A 19805-nucleotide genomic window follows, 5' to 3' on the forward strand; every position below is an offset into this window, starting at 1 on the left:
CCCGTCACGAACGGCGGAGTTCGGGCGCAAAGCTGTCAAATGCCGATCGATTATCCCAGTCTTGCAGCAGCACGCCGACACCGAGCCAAGGCCCGCATCATATGGTATTCAACGCCTTTGTCACCGACGCCAAGCTGGTCCGCAATTGCACGATAGGACATGCCTTTGAGTCGATGCATCAGGAATATCCGCCGCGTTCGCCTCGGCAGAGATAGCAGCGCTCGCCGATAGGCTGCTCGAAGCTCTTGCCCCTCGATCTTCCATTCCTGTTCCGGTGAGAGTGGCGCATCGCGCGCCTCGTCCAACGGGTAAAGCCTACACCCTTTCCGGTGCCATGTCCGCGCCCGGTTGATCACCAGATTACGGGCCGTCCGGGTCAAATAGCCATTCGGATTTTCCAGCCTGTCGAAGGCTCCGCTTCGCAAAACGCATGTAAATGCCTCCTGCACAAGGTCCGGAGCCTCTTCCCGGCCGACCTTCCGCCGGAAAAAGTGGAACAGGCGTTCGTGCTGGGCCCGGTAGAAGGCGTCGAAGGTTGGGTACGGGCCGACGGCGGTCATGGTCGGCCTCCTTGGCCTTCGCCAACAGGCAGCGGCGCATCGCGAGACGCACGATAGAGTGTTATCCCAGCCTCGATCCGGTCGAGAATGAAGGTATCGCGCTCGACCTTCGCGGCGCGGATGTCGGACTTCGAGTAAATCCCAACATCAACGGCACAGCGATTGCCAAGCTCGCGGTCGATCGTCGCACGCGCGCACCGCCAGCAGCGCTCGTCGGTGAAGAGCGGATGATTGACGACGACCCAAAATTCATAATCGGAAAATTCGATCGTCCGGCTGTCTTCATACCAAGATCGCCGTGCGTAGGGACCGATCAGGATGATCCGCTTGATGTGTCCCGGCTGTGGCGCTTGGACCTGCGACGGGTCAAACAGGCCACGCAGGATGCGGGTGATGCGTTCGATTTCGCGCTGTTTGCGACGGATGAGATGGCCGACGCGCGCCATCACGACTTCGCGCGCGTAAACGTCGGTTGTTGGGGGTGTCATTTGCAACTCGCACCGCGGCGGTCCGCGCGATTGCGCGCGGATGGGCAAGCGGTGTTCGCTGTGATGCCGCCGGAGCGGCGATCAGCAACCGTCCGACACGCGGCCGGACCTACATGATGCCTGGCAGGATAATCCCCGAAATGGCCGCCAGTCGTTCCATTCCGTGAGACGGATTATGTCAGAATCCGGGAGTCCCGGCAAGCCGTCCGGGGCCAGCGCCTACCGGTGTGCCGCCGCCTCAAGCTCGGCGATCTTGTCCGAGCAGACCTGATGGACCACGCGACCGAGTTCCTCCACTCGCTCGCCGAGCCAGGTGAGTTCCTCTTCGCTTATCCGGTAATGTTTTGAGTACCTTGCCTTCGTGTAAGCTTCTTTCAGCTTTTGGAACATCGACCTCTCGCGATGGGTCCCCTCCGGCCAGATACCAAAAAGGCGACGGTCGAGCCCCTCTGCGAGCGAACGCAGGAAGGCGATGTTGTGGTTGTACGGTGTGTACAATGTCAGGGTGAGCAGCAGTCCTTGGTACAGTCGTTCCGTCGCTTGATGGAGATCAAAGGCAGCGTATTTAAGCTGATTGTCACCGACGCTCTTTCGCGCGCGTTCGAGAGAATATTGAGCCGCCGGCATGTACTCGTCGAAATAATCTTTTGCCGCGGCCAACGCTTGGCTCGGTGTTTTCGGCTTCGGGTTGGCCAACTCGCTATCGTCAGCTTCGTAAAGCGCAATGCCGTCCTTCGCGACCTCCATGAAGAAGACGCGGCCATGCGAGAGCCCGTCATTCACCTCGTGCAAGCTGTGCACGATGAAATTGACCGGCGTGTGGAGCGTCTTCTCAATCGTATAGGCGCGAATGAGACGCTCCTCGGCCTTCGCCCAATAGGCGGCGCGGTCGGTCATCTCCTTCTGACTGACGATGACGAGGATGTCGTAGTCAGATTTATACTGGTTCGCCGACAGCGGCGCATCGACCCAGTCGCCTCGCGCGTGACTGCCGAACAGGATGATCTTGAGGATGCGCGCACCCTTGCGCGGTCCCGTCGCGTTCTCGGTCGCGCCCCGAAACTCCTCGAAGATCGTCTCGACGATCCGTTCGAGTTCGCGCTGCTTGGCGGCGGGAAGATGGGTGAGATCGTTACGCATGTGGCGGAATCTTCGGGAAGATCGCGTGCTTTGGCAAGAGCTAAAGCCCCATGCCGGGCAGCGAGGTCGCGGCCTGCGAAACCGCCGCGCTGATCGCCTTGTCAGCAGCGGGCACCGCGATGGCTGCTTGCGATATTCCGGCTTGAACGACCGTCACGCGCGATAGCGCGGTCTGGACGACCCCCGCGCGCTCATTGATCGCCGATGTCAGCTTCGCACGATCATCGGTGACGATCGTCGCTGATTCCTTCGCGCGCGAGATGCCGACATAGAAGCTTTTCTGGTCGACCAGATTGGTCGCCTTGCTGTCGGCGTGGATGATGACATGATCGGCGGTGCGTCCCTGCGCGGCGAAGGCGGTATCGACATAAGCGTGGGCGATATGTCGGTCGCGCGCGGCGTCGAGGTCGAGGGTCTGCGTCTGACCGCGAGCTCCAATGACCGTCGCCGTCCGCGCCTGCTCGTCGATCGCGGTGATTTCCCCGCGCGCGCCGTTGATCCGCCCGGCCTCGCGGTCGTTGCGGGTGAAGCGAATGCTGTCGCCGGTCCTGAGGTCCATATTCTGCGGCGTAAACACTTGCACCTTGCCGGCGCCCCATTGACGAAGCCGCCAATCGACCTCACGCCCATCCTCGGACCTCAGCGCAATGGCGGCCTTCGCCGGATCGACCGCCTCGACACGCCAGGCCTCGCCGTGCGAGACACCCTTGTCGGCATAATCGCGCGTGAAGCGCACGACATCGCCCCGGTCATAGCTCAGCGGATCGCGCGCCTCGGCGCGGGTGAGTCCCTTGTTGACGAGGCTCTCCATGGTGACGGCGGGACCGGAAAGCGCACCCGACTTCGCCAGCGCCGCGCGCATATCCGCCGTCAACGCATCGCGCCCCTCACGCGAGGGTTCGATCACGAGCGTACGGGACCGCGCCGCCTTGTCGAGCACGGCATAGCGTTCGGCGATAGCGGCGAAGCGGCTGGCGCGATCGGCGTGTTCGACGATCTGGCCGCCGCCACGATCGAGCGCTGCGAGCGCTTTCTTCGCATCGCCCTCGATCGACGCAAGCACCGCATCCTTGGTGGCGACATTGCTCTGCCGGACGATCTCACCGAGCTTGGCGGTTTCCATGCCAGCGTCCTGAAGCTGCGCGAAGGCCGCGCCAGCCTCAACCGATCCGAGCTGCTTCACATCGCCGACGAGAATGATCCGGGCATCATGCCGTTCGGCCAGATCGAACAAACGCGCGGTATCGCGCGCCGACAAGAGCGAGGCTTCGTCGACGATCCATGCGAGCGGCTGACCAGGCGCCGAACCTTCCGGCACAAGCAGATGGCGCGCGACGGTATCGCCGCGCGTGCCAAGCGCCTCGCCGAGTGTCATCGCCGCCGATGCGGTCGGCGCCAGCGCGACCACCGACACGCCGCGCGCTTCGGCCTCGCGTGTGAAGGTCGCAAGCACCGTTGTCGTCTTGGCGGTGCCGGCATAGCCCTGCACCGCGGTGATCCGATTGCGGCTGGTCAGAAGTTGCTCGGTCGCGGTCTTCTGGTCAGCGTTCCAGCCAAAGCCGGACCGCTCCGCCTGCGCCGCCGCACCGGCGACAGCCTTGGCGGCGGCGAGCGGCGAGGCGATGGGCGCGAGCGCGCCGCGCCCATGCGCTTCGATCCGCAGCAGCGTCTTCTCGGCCGCGATATTCTGGCGGGTCGTAAACCCGGCGAACGCGGCTCCGCGCCGATCGATAAAGGTGCAGTCGACCAGTTCGCGCTCTTTCTCCGCCCGCCCGATCGCATTGCCAATCTCGGCATAGCCGACCTTCCCAAGTCCAACCCGCCCCGCTTCCTCGTGAAGCGCTGCGACCGAAAACACCGATTGCCGCTCGCCAAGCTTGTCGGCAGCATGGGCGACGGCGCGATCGGCGATCGATGGATCGGGAAGCTGAATCCCGTCCGCCGCCCTGGCTTCGGCCTCGCTTACCAACGCCAGCCGGGCTCCGGCGTCGAACCCCGACCGGTCGGCGGTCTCGCGCCAGTCGGCGACAAGCTCGCCATGGTCGGTCGCCACCTTCGCCTGCCGCGTATCGAGCGCGGCAACCTGCTTTTCGGCGGCGCTTGCTTCCTCGCGCGATGTGCCCCGTTCGCCCAGCGCGGCCTCGATCTCGGCGCTGCGCGTGCTGAACGCCGCTATCACATCCGCCGAGACGCCCTTGATCTCGAACATCGACTCCTTGCCCGGTGCAATCTCATAGCCGAGTTCGCGAACCTTCAACGCCAGTTCCTGCCGGTAAATCGCGCCGATCTGCTTCTGGAACTGATAGATCGCGCGCGGCTCTAGGCTGCGCCACGACCCATCCTCGCCGCGCGTCGCATTCATGATGACATTATGGGTATGAAGCTGCGGGTCCTGCGCCCGGCTCGTCCCATGCTGGAAGCTCGCAACAATTGCATTGCCGGTGGCTTCGCGCATCACACTGCCGCCATGCCGAACTCGAGTCGCCGCCATATGCGCTTCGACATGCGCGAGCGCGGTCTTAACGGCCTGGCCATGCGCTTCGATCAACCGCCGGTCGCCGGCGACCTCGGCCATGATCGACACCGACTTGGGCGCACTCAGCGTCACATCCCAGCCGGGCCGGTGTTCGAGCTGGCCGTCACGAATCGTGCCGAGCTGGTGGCCCGCGACCTTGCCGTCGAGCAGTTCGCGAAAGACGTCGCGATCGACGTCGCCCGACAGCCCTAGTTCATCGGCGCCCTTGCCGTGCCATTCGGATGGCGACAGCCCGCCCTCGGAATAATAATCGTCGGCCTCATAATAGCTGCTCGCCTGCGCCGAACTGGTCAGCGCCGATACCGACGCGACCATCAGATCGGCCCGCCATCGTCAGCGGGCGGAGGAGCTGATCGCTTTTTCCCTGCCTTCGGCTTTTCGACGACCTGCTTCTCGGCTGGCGGCGACCCATCGCTGTCGCGCTCTTCTTTAGGCGCCGCCTCCAACGGCCGGTGCCAGAGGGTCGTATCCGGGTTCGCGGCGACAAAGGCGGGCTGCCGCGGCTCGCCCCGTTTCTCGATATGGTCGGCGGTGAGCGCGATGCGCGCGACCGGCAACCCATCGGGGAACAGCAAATAGCCCTCATAGCGTGCGAGGCGGAGTTCGCTTTCGAAGACGGCGGGGCGGGTCTTGCGCTGACGGCCGAGCGTCATTCGCGGCTTGTCTTCGCCGTCGCCAAGCGCGCCGGTCATGGTCTGGACCTCGACCTCGCAGGTGCCGATCGTGTCGCTCGCCCAGCGCCGGGACTCGCCATCGCCCATCTGGAGGAACAGCTTGGTGTTGCAGCAGCCGAGCATGGATTCGGCGAGGTCATCGCCGTAGCGATGCCGCATCTGGCCGACGCCCTGGAAAGTCAGCACGACCGCCGCCCCAAACTTGCGGCCCTCGGGCAGCAGGCGGGTCAGATTGTCGACACGCGGCAAGTCGGCAAGCTCGTCGAGCAGGAACCAGACGCGCCGGTCGGATGAGGGAGCAAGGCTTAACATGGCGCTCGCGGCGCATTCGAGCCAACAGGCGAGCAGCGGCTTCAATGCCGCAAATTGCTCTTCCTTCCGCGGCACGAAGATCCAGGGCTTGGCTCCCTTCGTCTCGTCGAGCCCGGCGATGAACTCCCGGAATGAAAAGACCTTATCGCCCTTTTCGGGCATCCGAAGGAACTGGATCAGGTTCGCGGCCTTCGCGAGCATGAAGAGCACGCTGCCGGTGGCCCGGTCGGCGTCGTCGGAGAAGGTGCGCGCCGACGATGTGTCCTTGAGCCAGGTCTTGAGCTCTTCCTTGCCCAGCGTCTTCAGCGCCGCGTGCAGATCGAGCAGCGTGCATCTTTCCTCTCTCCAAAGTTCGCGGATCATGTTGGCGACGAGGATGCGGCTGGTCTCCAGCCAGACATCCTTGTCCTTATCGCTGGTCTCCGTGACGAGTTGCTGCGCGATGCGATCGGCGTCGGCGGGGTGCGCGATCTCGGCAAAGGGCGACCAATAGACGCAGCGGGCATCGAACGGATTGAGGATGATGTCGCCGCACTCGGGCCGGAAGTAATGGGCGATGAACTCGCCGCTGGTGTCATAGACCAGCGCCGCCTCGCCGCGCGCCGCGATCCCGTCGAGCATCTGGCGTAGCACTGTCGTCTTGCCGCTGCCCGTCGTGCCGACCATCGCCATGTGGCGGGTTTCGAGGCGGCGGGGAAAGGGGACGGGACCGACCGCCAGCGGATGCGAACCGGCTTCGGCTCGCGCCAGTTTCACAAGCTCCTTCTCGGTCGTCACCTTGGTGCCGCCGATGACGCGATCGCGGAGCGCGCGTTCGCGTCGGCGCGCGGCGACATCGCGGAGCAGGAACAGGCCGGACAGCCACGCGACAAAACCCAGCATGGCGCCGCGCATGACAAACGACTTTGCGATGCTCGCCCGGCGGACAAAATAGGGATCGGTGGCGACCGTGCGAGCGGGCGTCAGATAGTCCGTCCCCTCATAACGGATGACGATCCCCGGATCGCCACCGCCACTTCCCGCAAACCACGACAGCATCTTGGCGTGATAATGGGTGCCGGTGTCCCGAAGGATGCTCGGGTCGAGCATCAGATAGGGCGCCGCCAAACCGCCGAGCGCGATCGACGCGACCATGATCGCACACTGTCGTTTGAACCGCCGCGTCTGACTGTAGCGAAGATGACGCCGCAGCGCCTCGGCATGGAGCCGGAGATCGTGAGGTTCGCTCATGGCCGTTCCCCCGCTGCCGCGCGTTGCCGATCATAGGCCCGCTGCGTCTCGGCGGTGATGACCTCGTCGCTTTTGCCGCCGCCCTTTGCGGCGCTGCGCGCATAGCAATAAGCGGCGCAGGCTGTGTGCAGGGTGCGGTCGAGCAGGTGTTCGACGTCGGCCAATCGCGTGCTGATCGACGCCACCTCGGCGACCAGTTCGCGATCGTCTGCGCTGCTGACGGTGGGATTTACATGCCCATCGATCCCTGTCTTCACGCAGCGGCGAAGCATCGCGTAAACTGTCTTGCCCTGCCGGTCGGCCAGCGCGCGAAGCGCCGTGTCGAGTGCGGCGGGCAGGCGAACGGAATGTTGGATGGTCTTCATCGCGCCGCTTCCCTGAGGGTGCGGATCGCACCCTCGAATTTTGGCGGAATTGCGTCGCTTCGGCGAAGCGATGGCGGAGCGCACTCTGATCGCACCCTCGAAAAATGGCGGAAAAGCTGGATGCACCCGTGCGTGAGGTGTGTATCCAAATTATGGGTCCGATGCGAAGCATCGCGGCCCTGCGACCTTGCGTCAAAGGCGACCGGTTCAGACATGATCCGGGCCCTCCGTGACGGGGCGTTTTGTTCCCTTGCGAGCGGCCCAATCGGCGATCATTGCCTTCGCTTTGCGGTCGGCCGTTTGGCGGCCGTAAGGATTTTTTGCCGGCGGAGATTCGCGGCGACCATTGTCCGCAAGCCAGGCGAGGATAGCCCGCTCGATGGCTGCCCGCATATGATCGCGAAGGTCGTTCGCCTCGAAGGGATCGAGCGCAATCGTGACGCCGCGGCTGAAGATTTCTCCGCCCAAGGGAAGATCAAAATCGCCAGCCATTTGAAGCGGACCATCGATGTGACAGTGGCTCCCATCTCCGTCGTAGGTGGCAAGCGGCGGTCGCTCGGCGTAGCGCCAGAAATTGACCGCAGCGCGGTAGGTGTCGCCATCCTCGCCTTGGGCGAGCAACTTTTCGATGATCGGCCACATGTAGATGGAGGTCTGAACATCGGCGTCGATGTGCATGTCGGGCTGGGGCTTCGTAGAAAAGAAACGGGCGAGAGCGTTGCGAAGAACGGACATGTCTTGTCCTCCTGAATCGAGAGGTGATCGAAATGCGCAGGCGGCAATTCGCCGCGTCGGTATCAAGTCTCGGGGCGAGCCTCGGTGAGCCGCGCGATGGATGCCGTCGTGATCAGCGTTCGCGTGCCGATCTTCAGCGCATCGATCTGGCCGGTCTTGATGAGCTTGTAGATTGTGCTCCGGCCGACGCCGAGCGCCTTGGCCGTGCGGTTGATCGAGTATGCGAGTTCATCCATTGTCGCCTCCGTTGGAGTGCCGCGATGCGGCGGGCGACAGGATCATTTGCAGCTAATCGCCGGCAGTTCCAACGGCATGCGGATGTACGGGGAATCCGCCGTTCGCGGCTGTTCCCCGGTAACTGCCATCGAATAGAACGCGCACAAATGCGCCGTTCCCCGGTAATTCAGGGTCGAATTAAGACGAACGATTTTTCGCGATCGTTTCCAGAATCTGCTTGGCGTAACTCGAAAGCTGGGTTTCGCCGGGCACTTCGCGGCGCCGGTTACGATACCAATCCTCCAGAAGCCCGACGACCAGCTTTTGATTGCCGCGCTTCTTGGCAATGTCGATCTTCCGCACGTCGGGATGTTCGATCAGCGACATCACCGCATCGGTATAATCATACTTTCTGGGTGCTCCGACACGGCTCGGTTCGGCTTTGGCATCCGCGATCAGTTTAAGGACCTCCGCATCCAGAAATAATTCTCGGTCGAACCAGAAACCGACCGGGCCGAAGAGCGCACTGCGAATCGTCCCGTCCCTTGCAACATGAGCCGCCCGAAGCTTGCCGAAAAAATAGCGGTGGTCGATATCGCGCCGCGCCCCTTTCGTGGTTCGATAGAAGGCACGCAAAGTCGACTCGCGTTGGAGCAGGGAGAAGAGCCGTTCAAGGTTCCGCGCCGCAGGGTCGTCAGCATTGGCATAAAGAGCCGTCTGCGGCGCTGAGGCCTTCATCCCGCCATATTGGAACACGCGCCATGACGCGAACACGGCCATCGTCAGCACAAAACAAACCAGCCCGATGATAACCACGGTATTGGCGCCAGGGGTTTCGCTAAGAGTGAGAAAGATACCGGGACCAAGGGTAATCATCGTTGCAAAAGCCGTGGCGGCAAGCGCCGAGCATAGGAGCAAATAGCGAATTTGAATGACACGTGAGGCATCGGCCGCAATGCGATCTAGTTCAATAAGGCCCGCCTGTTCGTCAGCGCTGATGAAGCGGGCCGCGACGATGCGTAGCGGCAGCACTTCCTTCCGATCGTCCACCATCTTCTCCTAGCGAGGGATGGCTACATTGCCTCCATCACGGAGCTGACACAAATAATCACTCCACCACTGGGCCATTTCTACGCGCTCGGTCCAATAGGCTGACTGATTGTATATGCGCCGGATGCTGCCCGCGACCATGTGGGCGAGTGCCCGTTCGATGGCATCCGGATTCCATTTACCGCACTCGTTCAAAAGCGATGATGCAGATGTGCGGAACCCGTGGGCTGTCATCTGCTCTTTGGAGTAGCCAAGACGACGAAGAGCCGCATTGATTGTATTGTCGCTGATCGGTCGTGCCCGTGTCCGTACCGACGGAAAAACATACTTCCCGTTGCCAGAAAGGCCTCGCATACTTTCCAGAATCGCGAGTGCTTGGCGCGATAATGGCACAGCGTGCGGTTGGCGCATTTTCATCTTGGCAGCCGGCAGCGTCCAAACCGCCATCGCGAAGTCGATTTCTGTCCATTCCATCTGGCGCAGTTCGCCGGGCCTCTGAAAGACATGCGGGGTCAGCTTGAGTGCATGCATCACCGCTGGATCACCCACATATCCGTCAATCGCACGGAGTAGGGCGCCAAACTCTATTGGGTCAGTGATCGACGCAAAATGTTTGACGGTCGGTTGGATTAGCGCGCCAAGCAACATCTGTGCGGGATCGCGTTCGGCTCTCGCCGTAGCGGCGGCGTAGCGGAAAACGCGGCTCGCGAAAGACCGGACCTGCTTGGCGGTTTCTAAACGCCCCCGCCGTTCCTGCTTCTTCAACTCGTGGAGTAACTCCGCAGGCGTGATGTCGGCCACCGGCCGCCGCCCAAACTCCGCGCCTAGCAGACGCAAAAGCCAGCGATGCTTTTCGAGTGTTGCGGCTGCGACACCTTCCTTCTCGCGCTTCGCGATCAGCTCTTCGGCCACCGCCGAGAAGCTGTTGCCCGCGCTGATACTTGCAGCGATTCGAGCCTGTCGCTTGGCAGTATTGGGATCGACCGCATGGGCGAGCTGCTTCTTCGCATCATCTCTCGCCGCTCGCGCTTCGGCGAGCGTAATTGCAGGATAAGCGCCGAGCGCCAGTTTACGCTCCACTCCATGAAGGCGATATTTAACGCGCCAAAGCTTGCTGCCGATCGGATTGACCAAAAGATAAAGGCCGCCCGAATCCGAGACCTTATAGGGCTTATCTTTTGGCTTCGCTTTGCGGATCGCGGTGTCGGTGAGCGCCATTTGGGGGCCTCGCAAATCAGGGGCTTTGGAAAGGCCCCCGGATATGCCCCCGAATCGTTCAACTACGTGCGATCATGGACAATCACCGGAAGCCAGTGAATGCTCAAAAACTAGCGGATTTTCGGAGATTTTTCAACCATCAGCGGCTGCGCGTGGGCAGCAAGATGGAGCGGGTGAAGGGAATCGAACCCTCGTCACTTGCTTGGGAAGCAAAAGCTCTACCATTGAGCTACACCCGCGCGCCATCGACGCGTGCCGACGTCCGGCCTTTGCCGCCATCCGCGCCGCCGGTCAATATCGGATGCGAGGACGGTGCTGACGGAAAAACGGGTTGTGGCATCGCCGCGCGGGCAATAGGCGGCATTCCACCGACAAGAAGATGGAAGGATGCCGGTGTTCGATACGCTCACCCTCGCCAGCCTGCCCACCGCGGACGAGGCGCTGCGCCCGGCGATCCGCGCGCTCGCCGATGCGGCGGCGGCGCAGGCCTCCGCCGATGTCCGTGCGCGCTCATGGTCGGGCTTCGATCCCGCGTTCAGCCGCCGCCTCGGCGCGGCGGGTTTCCTCGGTCTTACTTTGCCCAAGGCCTATGGCGGGCAGGAGCGCGGCCCCTTCGCGCGCTTCGTCGTCGTCGAGGAGCTGTTGTCGGCGGGCGCCCCCGTCGCGGCGCATTGGATCGCCGACCGCCAGAGCGCGCCGCTGATCCTCAACTATGGCAGCGAGGCGCAGCGCGGCTTCTACATCCCGCGCATCTGCCGCGGCGAACTCGTTTTCTGCATCGGGATGAGCGAGCCGGGGTCGGGGTCCGACCTTGCGAGCGTCCGCACCCGCGCCGACCGCACCAAAAGCGGCTGGCGCGTCAACGGGCAGAAGATCTGGACCACCAATGCGATGCACGGCGATTATATGATCGCACTGCTCCGCACCTCGGGCACCAGCGAGGATCGCCACGCCGGCCTGTCGCAGCTGATCATCGACCTCAAGGCACCCGGCGTCACTGTCCGCCCGATCACCGACCTTGCCGGCGACGCCCATTTCGCCGAGGTTTTCTTCGACAATGTCGACCTTCCCGCCGATGCGTTGATCGGCCATGAGGGTGAGGGATGGAAGCAGGTCACCGCCGAACTTGCGTTCGAACGCAGCGGGCCCGAGCGCATCTATTCGAGCGTCGTGCTGCTCGACGCATGGATCGCGCATCTGCGCGGCATGAAGCGCGACGATGCGGCGACGCTGGCGCTCGTCGGCGACTTCACCGCGCGCCTCGCAACCTTGCGCGCGATGTCGATCGCCTGCACCGCGCGGCTGGCGCTGGGCGAAAGCCCGGTGACCGAGGCGTCTTTGGTCAAGGACCTCGGCACCGCGTTCGAACAGGAACTGCCGGTGGCGATCGGCGACGATCTCGCCGCGCATCCCGAGGAAGCGGTCGATGCCGAACTCTATCGTACTTTGATGTTTGTCACGCACGTGGCGCCCAGCTTCTCGCTGCGCGGCGGCACGCGCGAGGTGTTGCGCGGGATCATCGCGCGCGGAATGGGGCTACGCTGATGAGCGAATTTCTCGAACCGTTCGAGCGGATGCTCGAGGATATCGCGCACCCCGCCGCGGTGCGCGCGATCGAACAGGGCAGCAGCATCGACGCGATGTGGAGAGCCTTCGCCGAGTCGGGCTTCCTCGATGCGCTGGTGCCCGAGGAGCGCGGCGGCTCAGGCCTGCCACTTTCCGAGGTGCAGCCGCTGTGGATGGCGCTCGGCCGCCATGCGGTACCATTGCCGGTCGGCGAAACGATGATCGCGCGGGCGCTGCTCGCCGATGCGCCCGAAGCTCCGGTCGCGCTGGCGGTCGCCGAAGGTGCGGCCGTCGTCGTGCCATGCGGACTGGTCGCGGCGCATCTTCTGGTCGAAACCGGTGATGGTCTCCATCTGATCGAAGCGAAGGGCGAAGCAACCGGCGTACCCGCGAGCCTCGCCGCGCGGTTCGATCTCGGCGCGCTGCCCGCGCCGGTCGTGCCCGCGCCCGAAGGCGGCCTTCGTGGCCTCGCTGCGATCCTACGCGCGGCGCTGATCGCCGGCGCCGCCGAGCGGCTCACCGCGATGACCGCTACCTATGCCAATGAGCGCGTCCAGTTCGGCAAGCCGATCGGCCGCCAGCAAGCGTTGCAGCAGCAGATGGCGGTGATGGCCGAGGAAATGGTCGCCGCGCGCGTCGCGTCGCAGCTCGGCTGCGCGGGCACCTTCCCGCCGCCGCTCGTGGCCGCCGCCACCGCCAAGTCGGTCGCGAGCCGCGCCGCCGCGCGCGTCGCTGCCACCGCGCATGCGGTACATGGCGCGATCGGGATCAGCGAGGAGCACGACCTCCAGCTCTTCACCCGCCGCCTCCACGAATGGCGCCTCGCCGACGGGTCGGAGACCTATTGGAACCGCCTGCTCGGCGCCGCGCGGCTGGGCGATGCCGGCCGGTCGGTCGACTATGTGCGCGAGGCTTTCGCCTAGCGCGCCGATTCGAGGATCGTCTCCATCGCGACGAAGGTCGAGGTGCTCGCGACATGCGGCAGGCTCGAAATCTTCTCGCCCAGCACGATGCGATAGCGGCGGATGTCGGGGGTGCGGACCTTGAGCAGATAGTCGAAGCTGCTCGCGATCATGTGGCATTCCTCGACCTCGGGGATTTGCCGCACCGCCGTATTGAACCGGCGCAGCGCATCCTCGCGCGTGTCGGACAATTTGACCTCGGTAAAGGCGACATGGTCGAGACCGACCTTGGCGGGATCGACTATCGCGCGAAAGCCGGTGATCAGCCCGCTGTCGACCAGCCGCTTGACGCGCGCCTGGCAGGGCGTCTTCGACAGCCCCACCTGCGCCGCGAGGTCGGTGTAGGTGATCCGCCCGTCGCGGCCGAGAATGGCCAGAATCTTGCGGTCGAACTCGTCCAGATCGACCAAGGATGCGGTATTTTTCATGTAATCAGACTACGCTGATACCAATATTTGGTCAAAACATATATAATGTGAGCTAAATGAAGTCGAATCGACTTCATCCAATCTGCTATGAAGTCGCCATGACCCAGCCCACCGACCGCGCCGCCATCCGCGCCCTCGCCCGCCGCCCCGAAACCGATATCGTCGCCGACCTGCGCGCCGACCTCGCCCGATCGCCCGCCACCGTCGAGGCGACCACCGCGCGCGGGCTGGCGCTGATCCGCAAGGCGAAGGCCGAGGGCGAGCGCGAGACGCTCGTCGCCCAGCTGATGAACCGCTATCGCCTGTCGACCGAGGAAGGCGTCGTGCTGATGTGTCTTGCCGAGGCGTTGCTGCGCGTGCCCGACAGCGCGACCGCCAACGCGTTGATCCGCGACAAGATCGCCGGCCGGCACTGGAACGAGGGGGACAACGAAGACAGCCCGCTGATCGTCGCGCTGTCGGCGCGCGGGCTTTCGCTCGGTTCGGCGACGCTGATGCTCGGCGCGATGGGCAGCAAGGCGAACCCGCTCGCGCTACTCAAATCGATGATCCGACGCTCGGGCGAGCCGGTGATCCGCCAGGCGTCGCTCGCGGCGATGAAGATGCTCGGCCAGCAGTTCGTGATGGGCGAGACGATCGACGCCGCGGTCAAGCGCGCCGACAAGGAGAAATCGGAGCTAGCCAGCTTCGACATGCTCGGCGAGGCCGCCCGCACCGCCGAGGATGCGCAACGCTATTACGACAGCTATGCGAATGCCATCACGCGCATCGGCAAGAATGCCAAGGCGGGCGACCCGCACGCCAATCATGGTATTTCGATCAAGCTTTCGGCGCTCCACCCGCGCTATGAATATCTGCAAGGCGCGCGCGTCCGCGAGGAACTCATTCCGCGCGTCATCACCCTCGTCCGCGCCGCGCGCGCGGTGAATATTCCGCTGATGATCGATGCCGAGGAAAGCGACCGGCTCGAACCGCATATGGATGTGTTTGGCGCGCTGATCGACGCGGGATTGGCCGATGACTGGACCGGACTCGGCATCGTGATCCAGGCCTATCAGAAGCGCGCGCCCGAGGTGATCCGCTGGGTCGCGGCAAAGGCGCGTACGCGCGGGGTTAAACTGTCGATGCGGCTGGTGAAAGGCGCCTATTGGGATACCGAGATCAAGCGCGCACAGACGATGGGCCTCGCCGACTTCCCCGTCTTCACCGCGAAAAATCACACCGACCTCAATTACATGCATTGCGCGCAGATATTGCGCGAGGCGCAGGACGCGATCTTCCCCGCCTTTGCCAGCCATAATGCAATGACGCTCGCCTTCGTTGCCGAGCTGTTCACAGGCGCCGATTACGAACTGCAGCGGCTCCACGGCATGGGCGAGGGCGCGCATGACGCCATCGTCGGCCTCTTCCCGCCGCCGCGCCCGGTGCGCGTCTATGCCCCCGTCGGCACCCACCGCGACCTGCTCGCCTATCTCGTCCGCCGCCTGCTCGAAAATGGCGCGAACTCCAGCTTCGTCCACCAATTCTCGGACCCCGACGTGACCGCCGAACAGCTTGCGGTCGATCCGCGCAGCATCGCGAGCAAGCCCTCGACGATCGCGACCGGCCGCACCCTGCTCGACCCCGAGCGCCGCAATTCGCGCGGCTACGACCTCGGCGAGCCCGGCGTGCCCGAAGCGCTGATGGCGGCGATCGCCCAGGCGCGCCGCGCGAACCCGGTTGCCGCCCCGATCGTCGCGGGCCGCAGCCTCGACGGCAAGTCCGAGCCCGTCCACAACCCCGCGACCGGCGTCGTCATCGGCTCGGTGGTCGAGGCCGACGCCGCGGCGGTCGATACCGCCGTCGCCGCATCGCGTCAGGTGCAGGAGCATTGGAGTCTCGCCGGCGGCGCCTTCCGCGCCGAGCGGCTCGAACGCGCCGCCGACCTGCTCGAGGAGCGCGACGCGCTGTTCCTCGGCCTCGCGATCGACGAAGCCGGCAAGACGCTCGTCGACGCGGTCGCCGAGGTCCGCGAGGCGGTCGATTTCCTGCGCTATTATGCGGGCCAGACGCGCGCGCATTTCACCCACCCGCTGCCGCTCCCCGGCCCGACCGGCGAACGCAACGAGCTGATGCTCGAGGGCAAGGGCATTTTCGCGTGCATCAGCCCGTGGAATTTCCCGCTCGCGATCTTCCTCGGCCAGGTGTCGGCGGCGCTCGCCGCGGGCAATGCCGTCCTCGCGAAGCCCGCCGAACAGACCCCGCTGATCGCGCACGCCGCGGTCGAACTGCTCCACGAAGCGGGCATTCCCGCCGAAATTCTCCATTTTCTCCCCGGCCGCGGCGAGACCGTCGGCGCGGCGGTGACGGGACATGACGACGTCATTGGGGTCGCCTTCACCGGCTCGACCGAGGTCGCGCGCCTGATCAACCGCAGCCTTGCGATGCGCGACGGCCCGATCGCGACGCTGATCGCCGAGACCGGCGGCGCCAACGCGATGATCGTCGATTCGACCGCGCTCCCCGAACAGGTCACGCGCGACGCCGTCGCGTCGGCCTTCCAGTCGGCGGGCCAGCGCTGTTCGGCGCTGCGCCTGCTCTGCGTGCAGGAGGATGTCGCCGATACGATGATCGAGATGGTCGCAGGCGCGATGGCCGAACTCGACGTCGGCGATCCCGCGCTGCTCGCGACCGACACCGGCCCGATCATCGACGAGGAAGCGCAGGCCAATATCGCGACTTATGTGGCCGAGGCGCGAACTGAGGGCCGCGTGATCGCCGAGGCGGGCGGTGACCTGCCCCCCGGCGGCCATTTCGTCCGCCCCGCGTTGATCCGCCTCGACCATGTCACCGACCTGAAGCGCGAAATCTTCGGCCCCGTGCTGCATGTCGCGACATGGAAGGGCGGCGAGCTCGACGCGCTGATCGATGCGATCAACGCCTCGGGCTATGGTTTGACCTTGGGCATCCATACCCGCATCGACGGCGTCGCGGCGCACGTCGCGGCGCGCGCGGCGGTGGGCAATGTCTATGTGAACCGCAACCAGATAGGCGCGATCGTCGGCTCGCAACCGTTCGGCGGCCGCGGCCTGTCGGGCACGGGGCCCAAGGCCGGCGGCCCCCACTATCTGTTCCGCTTCGCCGAGGAAAAATCGATCTCGACCGACATCACCGCCGCGGGCGGCAATGCGGCGCTGATGGCAGGCTAGGGCGCCGCCTTGATCGACATCGCGACGTTGCGCGCGGCGCGCATCTTGCCCGCGACGCCGCCGCCCTTGCCGGGATCGTCATAGGTATAGACCGCGACGACCTTATTCGCGGCGCTGGTGATGCAGCCGCCAAGGATGATCGGATAGCTGACCCCGCCGCCGTTGACGTTCAACGTGCCGCCCAGATAGGCGCAATCGCCGTCGGTGCCGCGCGGTGCGATATCGCCCTGGATATCGAACGGCGTGCTGAACGCGTCCGAAAGACCCTTGGCGGCGTCGGCGGTCGCCGCCTTGCCCGTCGCGCCCGATTGCCATTCGGCCTTGCCGAATTCGGCGCCGAGCGCGGTGAGCAGCTCGGCGCGCGGAATGCGCGTCGCCAGCGCGTTCTGGGGCGTCTTGATCAGCATATAGTCATTGCCCGGTCCCTCAGCACGCCCGGCCTTGTCGCAGCGGATCAGCGTCGCAAGCGTGATATTTTCCTTGTCGCCCGTCGCCAGTGTATCGGCGATCAACTTGTCCTTGTTCACCGGCACGCAATAGCCCGCCGGAATCGTCGCGGTCAGCGTGACGTCATGGACCGTGAAGGTCACGTCGGCCGCCTCTGCGGCACCCGGCACCATCATCGTACCCGCCACCAAAGCCCATTTCATCATCGGCCCCATCCCCCTCAAGCCCCTGGCACGCCAAGCATCTGCGCCTGCGCCTTCAATCGTCCCGCCGCGCCCGGATTGGCTGCGATACCATCCTTCAAGGCCTGCGCCGCTTTCGCCGTCTCGCCCAGCGTCATACGGCTGCGCATCAGCATGATCCAGCGGTCGACGTCGGCGGGATTGGCCTTCAACTTCGTCTCCAGCCCGTCGACCATGCCCTGGATCATCGCGTCCTGCTGGCCCTTGGGCAGCTGTGACGCCGCCTCCATGTCGGACCGACTTGGCCCCGGAATGGCGCGCGCCGCAACCGGAATTTCATTGGGGGTCAACGGCCGCGCCTGCGTTTTCGCGAGCCGGCCGGCGACCTCGATCTTGTGGATCGCGCCGACCTGTTCGATCGTTCGGCGCAGGTCGGCTTCCCACGGCGCGCCCTGCGGCGTGTCCTCGAGCAGCGCGAACCAGTCGGCGATCGCGCCTTGGTGATCGCCGCCTACGTCCTTTTTCACCGCGCGGAAATAGCGCGCGCGCGGGTCCCTGGGGTCGAGCGCGATCGCCTTGTCGAACGCCCGCAAAGCCGCCGGAGGCATAGGGTCGCTCTGGCTCGCCATCACCCGCGCCTCGCCGAGCGCCGACCACAGCCCCGCCGATTCGGGCGAAAGCCCTACCGCCTTTTCATAAGCTGTTGCCGCGCCGCCGAAATTGCCGAGGTCGAATCGCGCCGCGCCGAGTTGCATCCACGCGTCGGCGCTGTTCGGTTCGCTGCGCGTTCGCGCCTCGAGTGCGGCGAGCAGGTCCGACGGCGCCGCGGTCGGCTGTGCCGCCGCACCGTCGCTTCCGGGCGCCGAATCGCGCCAGATCGCGTGGCCGATCGCCCCCGCCAGCAGCAGGACGGCCGCGATCAGGATTGCGCCGTTAGCCCGCGTCATACCACCCGCCATCTTCTTGCTCTCGCTCATTTTTGCCCCTCTTGTGCGCGTGCGAAAAAATCGGCGCGATGCGCGCTCGCGACTTGCCTTTGCCGGACGATGGTGTAGCCTTTGAAGGGCGAGGTCGGTCAACGACAAAATCGTAAAGGGGTCGCACCGATTTTCCCAGCCAACAGGGGAGGGGTGCATGGCAGTTACAGATCACGTCGATTTCAAGACGTTCATGGAGGGTGTGTCGAAGCGCAACCCGGGCCAGCTGGAGTTCGTCCAGGCGGTTCAGGAAGTCGCCGAGGACATCTTCGACTTCATCAAGGACAAGGAAGAATATCACGCGCAGCAGATATTGCGGCGCATTGCCGAACCCGACCGGGTCGTGTCCTTCCGCGTCTGCTGGGAAGACGATAACGGCAATATCCGCGTCCAGCGTGGCTGGCGGGTCCAGAACAACAACGCCATCGGTCCGTACAAGGGCGGCATCCGTTTCCACCCCTCGGTCACCGAATCGGTGCTCAAATTCCTCGCCTTCGAACAGACGTTCAAGAACGCACTGACCGGGCTGCCGATGGGCGGTGGCAAGGGCGGGTCGAACTTCAACCCCAAGGGCAAGAGCGTGCGTGAGATCATGCGCTTCTGCCAGAGCTTCATGACCGAGCTGTACCGTCACATCGGCGCCGACATCGACGTGCCTGCGGGCGACATCGGCGTTGGCGGGCGCGAGATCGGCTTCATGTTCGGCCAGTATAAGCGCATCACCAACGAATTCACCGGGGTGCTCACCGGCAAGGGCCTCGAATGGGGCGGCTCGCTGATCCGCACCGAAGCGACGGGTTATGGCGCGGTCTATTTCCTCGCCAACATGCTCGCGGCCAAGGGGCAAGACCTTGTCGGCAAGACGGCGGTGATCTCGGGATCGGGCAATGTCGCGACCCACGCCGCCGAAAAGATCGTCCAGCTGGGCGGCAAGGTACTGACGCTGTCCGATTCGGGCGGCTTCATCCACGATCCCGACGGCATCACGCAGGAAAAGATCGACTGGGTGAAAGCGCACAAGACGCACCGTCGCGGCCGGATCGAGGATTATTGCACCGAGTTCAAGGGCGCGAGCTTCACCGCGGGCAAGACGCCGTGGGGGGTCAAGTGCGATGTCGCGCTGCCCTGCGCGACGCAGAACGAGCTGCTCGGCGACGATGCCAAGGAGCTGGTGAAGAATGGCTGCATCGCGGTCAGCGAAGGCGCCAACATGCCGACCAACCTCGAAGGCGTGCATGCGTTCAAACATGCCAAAATCATGTTCGCGCCGGGCAAGGCGGCCAATGCCGGCGGCGTCGCGGTGTCGGGTCTCGAAATGAGCCAGAACAGCGGTCGTCGCAGCTGGAGCGAGGGTGAGCTGCAGCAGATGCTCAAGGACATCATGGACGGCATCCACAAAAGCTGCCTGACCCATGGCGACCAGGGCGACGGTTATATCGATTATGTGAAGGGTGCCAATATCGCCGGCTTCAAGAAAGTCGCCGATGCGATGCTGGCGTTCGGGGTGGTTTGAGTTTCGGGCCAGGACGTA

Annotated in this window: 17 protein-coding genes and 1 tRNA gene; 4 read left to right on the plus strand and 14 right to left on the minus strand. The window is 64.4% G+C overall.

All coding sequences use genetic code 11. The annotated features are described in order from the left end of the window. Positions 1 to 50 precede the first annotated feature (50 nt). The 11 genes from AC3WS4_RS07485 to AC3WS4_RS07535 all read right to left on the minus strand — a co-directional run bounded on the left by AC3WS4_RS07485 (position 51) and on the right by AC3WS4_RS07535 (position 10763). Complete coding sequence (locus AC3WS4_RS07485) at positions 51 to 560, minus strand: RNA polymerase sigma factor (RefSeq protein WP_492735313.1); 510 nt, start codon at positions 558 to 560, stop codon at positions 51 to 53. Continuing rightward, positions 557 to 1006 (minus strand): hypothetical protein, encoded by a 450-nt coding sequence (locus AC3WS4_RS07490; RefSeq protein WP_492735311.1) that lies wholly within the window; start codon positions 1004 to 1006, stop codon positions 557 to 559. The genes AC3WS4_RS07485 and AC3WS4_RS07490 overlap by 4 nt, the downstream gene beginning before the upstream one ends. Positions 1007 to 1267: 261 nt before the next feature. Beyond that, a complete protein-coding gene (locus tag AC3WS4_RS07495; protein WP_037553233.1) occupies positions 1268 to 2188 on the minus strand; it encodes a HEPN domain-containing protein in 921 nt (306 codons plus the stop codon). A 40-nt stretch (positions 2189 to 2228) separates the two neighbouring features. Then, a complete protein-coding gene (mobF, locus tag AC3WS4_RS07500) occupies positions 2229 to 5039 on the minus strand; it encodes a MobF family relaxase (RefSeq protein WP_492735309.1) in 2811 nt (936 codons plus the stop codon). After that, the gene (locus AC3WS4_RS07505; RefSeq protein WP_492735307.1) at positions 5039 to 6940 is read right to left on the minus strand and encodes a type IV secretion system DNA-binding domain-containing protein; all 1902 of its coding nucleotides are present in this window, start codon (positions 6938 to 6940) and stop codon (positions 5039 to 5041) included. Before AC3WS4_RS07505 ends, mobF begins: the two co-directional genes overlap by 1 nt. Next, a complete protein-coding gene (locus tag AC3WS4_RS07510; protein ID WP_492735305.1) occupies positions 6937 to 7305 on the minus strand; it encodes a hypothetical protein in 369 nt (122 codons plus the stop codon). The genes AC3WS4_RS07505 and AC3WS4_RS07510 overlap by 4 nt, the downstream gene beginning before the upstream one ends. A 207-nt stretch (positions 7306 to 7512) precedes the next feature. Next, complete coding sequence (locus AC3WS4_RS07515; protein WP_492735303.1) at positions 7513 to 8040, minus strand: hypothetical protein; 528 nt, start codon at positions 8038 to 8040, stop codon at positions 7513 to 7515. A 62-nt stretch (positions 8041 to 8102) separates the two neighbouring features. Next, on the minus strand, positions 8103 to 8276 hold the full coding sequence (locus AC3WS4_RS07520; RefSeq protein WP_037553387.1) for a helix-turn-helix domain-containing protein: 174 nt from the start codon (positions 8274 to 8276) through the stop codon (positions 8103 to 8105). A gap of 178 nt (positions 8277 to 8454) precedes the next feature. Next, positions 8455 to 9306, minus strand: a complete 852-nt coding sequence (locus AC3WS4_RS07525) for a hypothetical protein (RefSeq protein WP_492742690.1) — start codon at positions 9304 to 9306, stop codon at positions 8455 to 8457. 9 nt (positions 9307 to 9315) lie between these two features. After that, positions 9316 to 10524 carry a tyrosine-type recombinase/integrase gene (locus tag AC3WS4_RS07530; protein WP_037553241.1) on the minus strand — a complete coding sequence of 403 codons (1209 nt, stop codon included), beginning with the start codon at positions 10522 to 10524 and terminating at the stop codon, positions 9316 to 9318. Positions 10525 to 10689: 165 nt separating this feature from the next. Next, positions 10690 to 10763, minus strand: a tRNA-Gly gene (locus AC3WS4_RS07535). Positions 10764 to 10911: 148 nt separating this feature from the next. On the opposite strand from AC3WS4_RS07535, the gene AC3WS4_RS07540 reads away from it, so the two are divergent. After that, on the plus strand, positions 10912 to 12069 hold the full coding sequence (locus AC3WS4_RS07540) for an acyl-CoA dehydrogenase family protein (RefSeq protein WP_492735299.1): 1158 nt from the start codon (positions 10912 to 10914) through the stop codon (positions 12067 to 12069). Then, a complete protein-coding gene (locus AC3WS4_RS07545; protein WP_492735297.1) occupies positions 12069 to 13013 on the plus strand; it encodes an acyl-CoA dehydrogenase family protein in 945 nt (314 codons plus the stop codon). The genes AC3WS4_RS07540 and AC3WS4_RS07545 overlap by 1 nt, the downstream gene beginning before the upstream one ends. On the opposite strand, the gene AC3WS4_RS07550 is transcribed toward AC3WS4_RS07545, so the two are convergent. After that, entirely contained in the window at positions 13010 to 13480 is a 471-nt protein-coding gene (locus AC3WS4_RS07550; protein WP_492735296.1) for an Lrp/AsnC family transcriptional regulator, read from the minus strand. The two genes, AC3WS4_RS07545 and AC3WS4_RS07550, sit on opposite strands and share 4 nt — an antisense overlap. 98 nt (positions 13481 to 13578) lie before the next feature. On the opposite strand from AC3WS4_RS07550, the gene putA reads away from it, so the two are divergent. Further along, entirely contained in the window at positions 13579 to 16668 is a 3090-nt protein-coding gene (putA, locus tag AC3WS4_RS07555; RefSeq protein ID WP_492735294.1) for a bifunctional proline dehydrogenase/L-glutamate gamma-semialdehyde dehydrogenase PutA, read from the plus strand. Here the strand turns inward: putA and AC3WS4_RS07560 are convergent. Together AC3WS4_RS07560 and AC3WS4_RS07565 are read right to left on the minus strand one after the other, a co-directional pair. Continuing rightward, positions 16665 to 17318, minus strand: a complete 654-nt coding sequence (locus AC3WS4_RS07560) for a hypothetical protein (RefSeq protein WP_492742691.1) — start codon at positions 17316 to 17318, stop codon at positions 16665 to 16667. The genes putA and AC3WS4_RS07560 overlap by 4 nt on opposite strands. A gap of 17 nt (positions 17319 to 17335) precedes the next feature. Then, entirely contained in the window at positions 17336 to 18274 is a 939-nt protein-coding gene (locus AC3WS4_RS07565; protein WP_492735290.1) for a tetratricopeptide repeat protein, read from the minus strand. Positions 18275 to 18431: 157 nt separating this feature from the next. Between AC3WS4_RS07565 and gdhA the strand changes: the two genes are divergently transcribed. Further along, the gene (gene gdhA / locus AC3WS4_RS07570) at positions 18432 to 19787 is read left to right on the plus strand and encodes an NADP-specific glutamate dehydrogenase (protein WP_056345060.1); all 1356 of its coding nucleotides are present in this window, start codon (positions 18432 to 18434) and stop codon (positions 19785 to 19787) included. Positions 19788 to 19805 lie beyond the last annotated feature (18 nt).

Source organism: Sphingopyxis sp. EU05-FHT14B03 (assembly GCF_058790875.1).

Coding starts and splice junctions, on each gene's coding strand:
- AC3WS4_RS07485 (WP_492735313.1), bottom strand. CDS start 560: ATGACCGCCGTCGGCCCGTACCCAACCTTCGACGCCTTCTACCGGGCC.
- AC3WS4_RS07490 (WP_492735311.1), bottom strand. CDS start 1,006: ATGGCGCGCGTCGGCCATCTCATCCGTCGCAAACAGCGCGAAATCGAA.
- AC3WS4_RS07495 (WP_037553233.1), bottom strand. CDS start 2,188: ATGCGTAACGATCTCACCCATCTTCCCGCCGCCAAGCAGCGCGAACTC.
- mobF (WP_492735309.1), bottom strand. CDS start 5,039: ATGGTCGCGTCGGTATCGGCGCTGACCAGTTCGGCGCAGGCGAGCAGC.
- AC3WS4_RS07505 (WP_492735307.1), bottom strand. CDS start 6,940: ATGAGCGAACCTCACGATCTCCGGCTCCATGCCGAGGCGCTGCGGCGT.
- AC3WS4_RS07510 (WP_492735305.1), bottom strand. CDS start 7,305: ATGAAGACCATCCAACATTCCGTTCGCCTGCCCGCCGCACTCGACACG.
- AC3WS4_RS07515 (WP_492735303.1), bottom strand. CDS start 8,040: ATGTCCGTTCTTCGCAACGCTCTCGCCCGTTTCTTTTCTACGAAGCCC.
- AC3WS4_RS07520 (WP_037553387.1), bottom strand. CDS start 8,276: ATGGATGAACTCGCATACTCGATCAACCGCACGGCCAAGGCGCTCGGC.
- AC3WS4_RS07530 (WP_037553241.1), bottom strand. CDS start 10,524: ATGGCGCTCACCGACACCGCGATCCGCAAAGCGAAGCCAAAAGATAAG.
- AC3WS4_RS07540 (WP_492735299.1), top strand. CDS start 10,912: ATGCCGGTGTTCGATACGCTCACCCTCGCCAGCCTGCCCACCGCGGAC.
- AC3WS4_RS07545 (WP_492735297.1), top strand. CDS start 12,069: ATGAGCGAATTTCTCGAACCGTTCGAGCGGATGCTCGAGGATATCGCG.
- AC3WS4_RS07550 (WP_492735296.1), bottom strand. CDS start 13,480: ATGAAAAATACCGCATCCTTGGTCGATCTGGACGAGTTCGACCGCAAG.
- putA (WP_492735294.1), top strand. CDS start 13,579: ATGACCCAGCCCACCGACCGCGCCGCCATCCGCGCCCTCGCCCGCCGC.
- AC3WS4_RS07560 (WP_492742691.1), bottom strand. CDS start 17,318: ATGAAATGGGCTTTGGTGGCGGGTACGATGATGGTGCCGGGTGCCGCA.
- AC3WS4_RS07565 (WP_492735290.1), bottom strand. CDS start 18,274: ATGAGCGAGAGCAAGAAGATGGCGGGTGGTATGACGCGGGCTAACGGC.
- gdhA (WP_056345060.1), top strand. CDS start 18,432: ATGGCAGTTACAGATCACGTCGATTTCAAGACGTTCATGGAGGGTGTG.